A 6951-nucleotide genomic window follows, 5' to 3' on the forward strand; every position below is an offset into this window, starting at 1 on the left:
CTTCGCCTAAACCCTGATCGACAGACAGGAGACGTTGATGGGCATTCTCGACACACTGCTCCGCGCAGTGACCTGGTGGAACGGTCAGACGCTGAACACCCAGTTCTACACCTGGCGCAAGGGCCGCAAGGTGGGCCAGGACGAGCAGGGCAATACCTTTTACCTGTCCAAGGATGGCAAGCGCCGCTGGGTGATCTTCAACGGCGAGGCCGAGGCCAGCCGCATCAGCCCCGACTGGCATGGCTGGCTGCATCATACCTATGCAGAGCCGCCGACGGAACGTCCGCTGTCCCGCAAGAGCTGGGAGAAGCCGCACCAGGAGAACCTGACCGGCACCGCGCTGGCCTATGTCCCGGCGGGCTCGCTGCGGCGCGAAGCCCCGGCGGACCGCCGCGACTACGAGGCCTGGAGCCCCGAATGAATCACTCCACGACCGAGGTGATCGTGGGCGGCGCCGTGCTGGCCGCCGCGCTCGCCTTCGGGTTCTACGCGGTGCAGAGCACGGGCTTTACCGTGCGCGACAGCGGCTATGCGCTGACGGCCTCCTTCCGCTCGATCGAGGGGATCGGCGTGGGCAGCGACGTGCGGCTGGCGGGTGTCAAGGTCGGCACGGTGACGGCGATCGACCTGAACCCGCAGACCTTCCGTGCCGACACGACGGTAATGATCCGGGACGGCATCGAGATTCCCGACGACAGCGCCATCGTCATCGCCTCCGAAGGGTTGCTCGGCGGCAATTTCGTCGAGATCAGCCCGGGCGGCTCACCCTTCAACTATGCTCCCGGCGACGAGATCGCGGACACGCAGGGCGCGGTCAGCCTGGTATCGCTGCTGCTGAAATTCGTCTCGGGCTCGGGCTCGGACACGGGGGCATCGCAATGAGGGCACTGGCGCTTGCTGCCTGCCTGATGGCGGCCCCGCTCGCCGCACAAGAGGCGGTGAACCCCGGCACGGGTGCCGTCCTGCGCACGCTGGACAAGCTGAATGCCAAGGTCGAGGACGTCACGCTGACCAACGGTCAGGCGGCGGTGCTGGGTCAGATCGAGGTTGCCTTGCAGGAATGCCGCTTTCCGGTCGGCAACCCCGCGGGCGATGCCTATGCCTTTCTGACGATCCGCCAGGCCGGCGTGGCAGAGCCGCTGTTCCGCGGCTGGATGGTGGCGTCGTCGCCGGCGCTCAACCCGCTGGATCACCCGCGCTACGACGTCTGGGTGCTGCGCTGCACCACGTCCTGACCCGAGGCGGCCAGCGGTTCCGACAGGATGTCCGAGTCGCCCTCCAGCGCCTCGGCAAGCCGGCGGCGATAGTCGGCCCGCGTGATCTCCACCCCGCCCAGTGAGGCCAGGTGCGCTGTCAGGAATTGCGTATCGAACAGCGTAAAGCCGGTGCGCCGCAGCAGGTCCACAAGCCAGGCCAGCGCGATCTTTGACGCGTCGCGGCGGCGCGAGAACATCGACTCGCCGCAGAAACAGCGCCCGATCACAACGCCGTAGACCCCGCCGACCAGCGCGCCGTCCTGCCAGACTTCCAGCGAATGGGCATGGCCCAGACTGTGCAGGTCGAAATAGAGATCCCGGATGGTCGGGTTGATCCAGGTCTCGGTGCGGTCGGCGCAGCCCTCGAGCACGCCCAGGAAATCGCGGTTCAGCGTCACCTGATAGTCATCGCGCCGCAGCCGTTTCGCCAGGCTGCGAGACACTCGGAACCCGTCCAGCGGCAGCACGCCGCGCCGCCTTGGGTCGACCCAGAACACCTCGGGATCGTCACGGTGCTCGGCCATCGGAAAGATGCCCGAGCGATAGGCGTGCAGCAGCAGGTCGGGCGACAGATCCATGCCGCGGAGCCTATTGAATTCTGGGGCGGATGGAAGTGGCGGCGCGGGGCGTCAGCCCAGTCCGCCGCCCTCCAGCCATTTTTCCAGCCAGTGGATGTTGTATTCGCCGGTCTGCACCGCGCGTTCGCGCAGAAGCGCACGGAACAGCGGAACGGTGGTGTCCACGCCATCCACGATCAACTCTCCCAGCGCGCGGTTGAGACGGGCCAGTGCCTCGGGGCGGTCGCGGCCATGCACGATCAGCTTGGCGATCAGGCTGTCGTAATAGGGCGGGATCTTGTAGCCGTCATAAAGCGCGGAATCCATCCGCACGCCCAGGCCGCCCGGCGCATGGTAATGCGTGATCTTGCCCGGCGAGGGTGAGAAGTTGGGCAGCCTTTCGGCGTTGATCCGCACCTCGATCGCGTGCCCGTTGATGACCAGGTCGTCCTGGGTAAAGGACAGCGGCATGCCTGCCGCGACGCGGATCTGCTCGCGCACCAGGTCGACGCCAAAGATCGCCTCGGTGACAGGGTGTTCAACCTGCAGGCGGGTGTTCATCTCGATGAAGTAGAACTCGCCCTCCTCGTAGAGGAATTCGATCGTGCCTGCGCCGCGATAGCCCATCTTGGCGATGGCTTCGGCGCAGATCGTGCCGATGCGGTCGCGTTCCTCGGGTGTGATCGCGGGGCCGGGGGCCTCTTCCAGCACTTTCTGGTGCCGCCGTTGCAGCGAGCAGTCGCGCTCGCCCAGATGCACACCGCCGCCCTGGCCGTCGCCAAAGACCTGGATCTCGATATGGCGCGGCTTTTGCAGGTATTTCTCGATATAGACTTCGTCATTGCCGAAGGCCGCCTTGGACTCGGCCCGCGCGGTCTGGTAGGCGCGCGTCATCTCGGCCTCGTTGCGCGCGACCTTCATGCCGCGCCCGCCGCCGCCGGCGGTGGCCTTGATGATGACGGGATAGCCGAATTCGGCGCCGATGCGCAGCGCATCCTCCAGCGAGGCAACGCCGCCCTGCGAGCCGGGAACCACCGGGATGCCCAGTTCCTTCGCGGTCTCCTTGGCAGTGATCTTGTCGCCCATCATGCTGATGTGCTTCGCGCTGGGGCCGATGAAGGTCAGCCCGTGATCCTCGACGATCTGCACAAAGCGGGCGTTTTCCGACAGGAAGCCATAGCCCGGGTGGATCGCCTGCGCGCCCGTCACCTCGCAGGCCGAGATGACGGCCGGCATGCTGAGATAGCTGTCGGTCGAGGACGGCGGGCCGATGCAGATCGCCTCGTCGGCCATGCGCACATGCATCGCGTCCGAGTCGGCGGTAGAATGCACGGCCACCGAATGAATGCCCATCTCGCGGCAGGCGCGGATGACGCGCAGCGCGATTTCGCCCCGGTTCGCAATGAGAATCTTGTCGAACATGGGCTTACTCTAGGATGACGAGGGGTGCGCCGTATTCCACGGGGGCGCCATCCTCGACCAGGATGCGCTTGACCGTGCCGGAGCGGGGGGCGGGGATGTGGTTCATCGTCTTCATCGCCTCGACGATCAACAGCGTGTCGCCCTCTTTCACTTGCGCGCCCAGCGTGATGAAGGGCGCCGCCCCAGGTTCCGCCTGCATGTAGACCGTGCCCACCATGGGCGAGGTCACGGCGCCGGGATGGGCGGCAGGATCCTCGGGCAGGGTGTCGCCGGCCGGGGCGGCATGGGCGACCTGGGTGCCGGGCGCCATCATCGGTGCTGCCTGGGGGGCGGCATACATCTGAACCGGTGCCGCCTGCGGCTGCATGCGGCTGACGCGCACGTTCAGGCTGTCATCCTCGCCGTAGTCACGCTTGACCTGCAGTTCCGTCAGGTCGTTATCGCGCAGGAGCTCCGCCAACGCCCTGATGAAGGCCACGTCCGCGTCATGGGTCTCTTTGCTCATCCGGTCCTCGCCCGCTTGATCCCTTGTCCCGCCGCGCCGGGCGGGTCGTTCGACACCCTATATGCCAAGCGCGGGCGCATGAAAAGCGACCCGGCAGGCGATTTCATGTTGCCGGGCGCCGATTGCACCGCCGCGCGGGCTTGTGTTTAGTGGCCTTAAAAGGGGGGAGGCCGGAATGAACGTCGCACAGTGGCTGGCGCGCCGCGCGGAATTGCAGCCGGACCGCCCGGCGCTGTTCCTGGGTCGCGACGCGGTGATGAGCTATGGCGCGCTGCACGAAGTGGCGTGCCGGCTGGCGGGCGCGCTTGCCGCGCGCGGCATCGCCTCTGGCGACAGGGTGGCGCTGTTCATGAAGAACGTCCCCGATTACCTGCTGGCCGAGTATGGCGCCTGGTATGCCGGGGCTGCGGTCGTCCCGATCAACGCCAAGCTGCACCCGAAGGAGGCCGCCTGGATCATCGCCGATTCCGGTACGTCGCTGGTCATTGCCACGCCCGACCTTGCGCCCGGTTTGGCCGCCGTGACCGACGTTCCCCTGGTCGAGACCGGCAGCGCCGCGTGGCAGACACTGTGCGCAGCCGAGCCATCCGGGCCCGCGCATCGGACGCCCGATGACCTCGCCTGGCTGTTCTACACCTCGGGCACCACCGGCCGGCCAAAGGGCGTGATCATCACGCACCGGATGCTGATGACCATGGCCCTCTGCTATCAATGGGATTGCGATCTGGTCGGCGGCGAGGATGCCGCGCTGTATGCTGCGCCGCTCAGCCATGGCGCGGGGCTCTACAGCGTGATGCACGTGGCGGCCGGGGCGCGGCACGTCTTTCCGCCCTCGGGAGGGTTCGACGCGACCGAGGTGCTGGACCTCGCCGCGCATCATGGCCGCGTGCACATGTTCATGGCGCCCACCATGGTCCAGCGCCTGACGCGCGAGGCGCGGGCGCAGGGGCGCGCGGGCGAGGGGCTGCGCACCATCGTCTACGCGGGCGGGCCGATGTATTCCGCCGACATCATCGAGGCGGTAGAGCGCTTTGGCCCGGTCTTTGTGCAGATCTACGGGCAGGGCGAATGCCCGATGGGCATCACCGCCCTGTCGCGCCATGATGTTGCGGACCGCAGCCATCTCCGCTGGCGCGAGCGCCTGGGCTCTGTCGGTCGGGCGCAATCGGCGGTCGAGGTGCGGGTTGCCGATGAGAATGGCCAGACCCTGCCGCCCGACGCGGTGGGCGAGATCCAGGTGCGCGGCGACATCGTCATGCCGGGCTACTGGCAGAACCCGCAGGCCACGGCAAAGACGCTGGTGGATGGCTGGCTGCTGACCGGCGACATGGGCTCGATGGATGCCGACGGCTACGTGACTCTCAAGGACCGCTCGCGCGACATGATCATCTCGGGCGGCACCAACATCTATCCCCGCGAGGTCGAGGAGGCCTTGCAGGACCACCCTGCGGTGTTCGAGGTCGCCGTGGTGGGCCGCCCGCATCCCGAATGGGGCGAGGAGGTGGTGGCCTTCGTCGTCTGCGACGGCCCGCTCGACGAAGCGGCGCTGGACGCGCATTGCCTCGACCGGATCGCCCGGTTCAAGCGGCCCAAGGTCTATATCCGGGTCGAGTCCCTCCCCAAGAACAATTACGGCAAGGTCCTGAAGACAGAGCTGCGCGAAAGGCTGGCCGCCACCTCGTAGGCGTCGCGGTTCTGCTCCGCCCGCGGCGCATCCGCTTCCGTCCGTGGCGAATGCTTTTCCCGTTCGGGGCGCTGGGGGCCTTCGCCCTGCGCGCCCTCTGTCTGCATGGCAGGCGCCGGTTCAGGGGGCGCATCACGCTTGTCTGACACCGGTTCGGCGGTCTCGGCCATGCCCTTCGCCTGGTCCTCCAGCATGCGGCTGATCTTGAGCTGCATGATCGTGGGCGGCGCAACGTGGGTCGCCGGGTCGGGCTCGCCGCCGGCGCTGCGCCAGAACTGCAGTGGCGGCTTGCCGTCCGACAGGGTGGCGTCGGGATCGCTGCGCTTGGCGATCGGCTTGACCGTCACGGAGGGCGGCTTGCGCGCGGGTTCCGGCAGGCCCAGCGGGTGGCCGGTGGAATGGGGTGCATACCACGCAGGGATGCCGACGAGTTTCATGGCGACTGCTCCGTCCGGTGCGCCCCCACCGTTCTGGAACTTCTGTAGATAATACTATCGTAACCAAGCCAATCGTTCAGCCGTTTTCCGAACAGAGGGTTAACGCGACGCATCTGAGGGGTTGCGCCTTGATCTGGATCAAGGTGACGAAAACGTTGTCGCCGCGTGTCGGCAGGGTTCCGCCCCCGACTCGGCAGGTTTCGGCGTTGCCGCAATCCTGTCTGGATTTGGTCATGGTTTTGAAATCATATCTCGATAATGAGATATGATGAAACGCGCAGACCCTTTTGAGAAGAGGCACGAATGAAACGAGCAATGCACAAACATGGCCAATCCGGCGGCAAGTTCGGCTGGGGCACCGGGCAGGGCGATACGGACAGCGGGGCCGTGACCGTGTCGACCGATGACCCCGTCACGGTCTCGGCGGAGGCAGTCGAGTCGTCTGACTCGACCTACAGCGACGCGGCCATCGCGGAACTGCTCTTCATGATCGAAGAGGAAAAGCTGGCCGGCGACGTCTATGAGGCCTTCTACGATCTCTATGGGATCAAGGTGTTCGACAATATCGCCGCCTCCGAGGACCGGCATTTCGACGCCCTGATCGCCCAGGCCGAGGCGCTGGGCATCGATACGGATGCCTTCGTCTTCGCCGAGGCCGGTGAATTCGAGAATGACGAGTTGCAGGCGCTGTATGATTCGCTGATCGCCGAAGGATCTGTCTCGCTGACCGACGCGCTCGAGGTGGGCGTCGCGATCGAGGAAAGGGACATGGTCGATATCGCCGCGGCCATCGACGCGGTCGAGGGCACGGTGCTGGCCGACATCTACCAGAACCTGCTGGACGGGTCGGTCGCACATCTCGCGGCGTTCGAGGGACTGCTGGCCTGACGCCCTTGCCTTGAACGAATTGCAGCCGCCGAGACTCTCGGCGGCCGCTGCGGTTTCGCGAAATCGCCGCGGCTCAGCGGTTCATTCTGTTTTCGATGAGGTCGTCGACGACGGCTGGGTCTGCGAGGGTTGAAGTGTCGCCGAGGGCGCCGAAGTCGTTTTCGGCGATCTTGCGCAGGATGCGGCGCATGATCTTGCCCGA

The 6951-nt window shown here is 66.3% G+C and carries 9 protein-coding genes; 5 read left to right on the forward strand and 4 right to left on the reverse strand.

Features of this window, described 5'->3' with window-relative positions:
- Nucleotides 1-37 precede the first annotated feature (37 nt).
- From KB874_RS14750 to KB874_RS14760, 3 genes are read left to right on the forward strand one after another with little or no spacing between them, the layout of a single operon-like run.
- Nucleotides 38-421: an NADH:ubiquinone oxidoreductase subunit NDUFA12 gene (locus tag KB874_RS14750; RefSeq protein WP_212537300.1), complete on the forward strand. Its 384-nt coding sequence runs from the start codon at nucleotides 38-40 to the stop codon at nucleotides 419-421.
- Entirely contained in the window at nucleotides 418-882 is a 465-nt protein-coding gene (gene mlaD / locus KB874_RS14755) for an outer membrane lipid asymmetry maintenance protein MlaD (RefSeq protein WP_212537301.1), read from the forward strand. Before KB874_RS14750 ends, mlaD begins: the two co-directional genes overlap by 4 nt.
- Nucleotides 879-1235, forward strand: coding sequence for a DUF2155 domain-containing protein (locus KB874_RS14760; RefSeq protein WP_212537302.1), 357 nt, complete (start codon nucleotides 879-881; stop codon nucleotides 1233-1235). The genes mlaD and KB874_RS14760 overlap by 4 nt, the downstream gene beginning before the upstream one ends.
- Here the strand turns inward: KB874_RS14760 and aat are convergent.
- The 3 genes from aat to accB are packed head-to-tail and all read right to left on the reverse strand — an operon-like array spanning nucleotide 1199 to nucleotide 3740.
- Nucleotides 1199-1834 (reverse strand): leucyl/phenylalanyl-tRNA--protein transferase, encoded by a 636-nt coding sequence (gene aat, locus KB874_RS14765; RefSeq protein ID WP_212537303.1) that lies wholly within the window; start codon nucleotides 1832-1834, stop codon nucleotides 1199-1201. The genes KB874_RS14760 and aat overlap by 37 nt on opposite strands.
- 51 nt (nucleotides 1835-1885) lie before the next feature.
- Nucleotides 1886-3235 (reverse strand): acetyl-CoA carboxylase biotin carboxylase subunit, encoded by a 1350-nt coding sequence (accC, locus tag KB874_RS14770; protein WP_212537304.1) that lies wholly within the window; start codon nucleotides 3233-3235, stop codon nucleotides 1886-1888.
- Nucleotides 3236-3239: 4 nt separating this feature from the next.
- On the reverse strand, nucleotides 3240-3740 hold the full coding sequence (gene accB / locus KB874_RS14775; RefSeq protein ID WP_212537305.1) for an acetyl-CoA carboxylase biotin carboxyl carrier protein: 501 nt from the start codon (nucleotides 3738-3740) through the stop codon (nucleotides 3240-3242).
- A gap of 175 nt (nucleotides 3741-3915) precedes the next feature.
- Here accB and KB874_RS14780 point away from each other — a divergent pair, with 175 nt between their 5' ends.
- On the forward strand, nucleotides 3916-5424 hold the full coding sequence (locus KB874_RS14780) for an AMP-binding protein (protein ID WP_212537306.1): 1509 nt from the start codon (nucleotides 3916-3918) through the stop codon (nucleotides 5422-5424).
- Here KB874_RS14780 and KB874_RS14785 read toward each other — a convergent pair.
- Entirely contained in the window at nucleotides 5370-5861 is a 492-nt protein-coding gene (locus KB874_RS14785) for a hypothetical protein (protein ID WP_212537307.1), read from the reverse strand. The two genes, KB874_RS14780 and KB874_RS14785, sit on opposite strands and share 55 nt — an antisense overlap.
- A gap of 303 nt (nucleotides 5862-6164) precedes the next feature.
- Between KB874_RS14785 and KB874_RS14790 the strand changes: the two genes are divergently transcribed.
- Complete coding sequence (locus KB874_RS14790; protein WP_212537308.1) at nucleotides 6165-6749, forward strand: DUF2202 domain-containing protein; 585 nt, start codon at nucleotides 6165-6167, stop codon at nucleotides 6747-6749.
- Nucleotides 6750-6951 lie beyond the last annotated feature (202 nt).

It is taken from the genome of Thetidibacter halocola, from assembly GCF_018224955.1.
GTDB lineage: Bacteria > Pseudomonadota > Alphaproteobacteria > Rhodobacterales > Rhodobacteraceae > Thetidibacter > Thetidibacter halocola.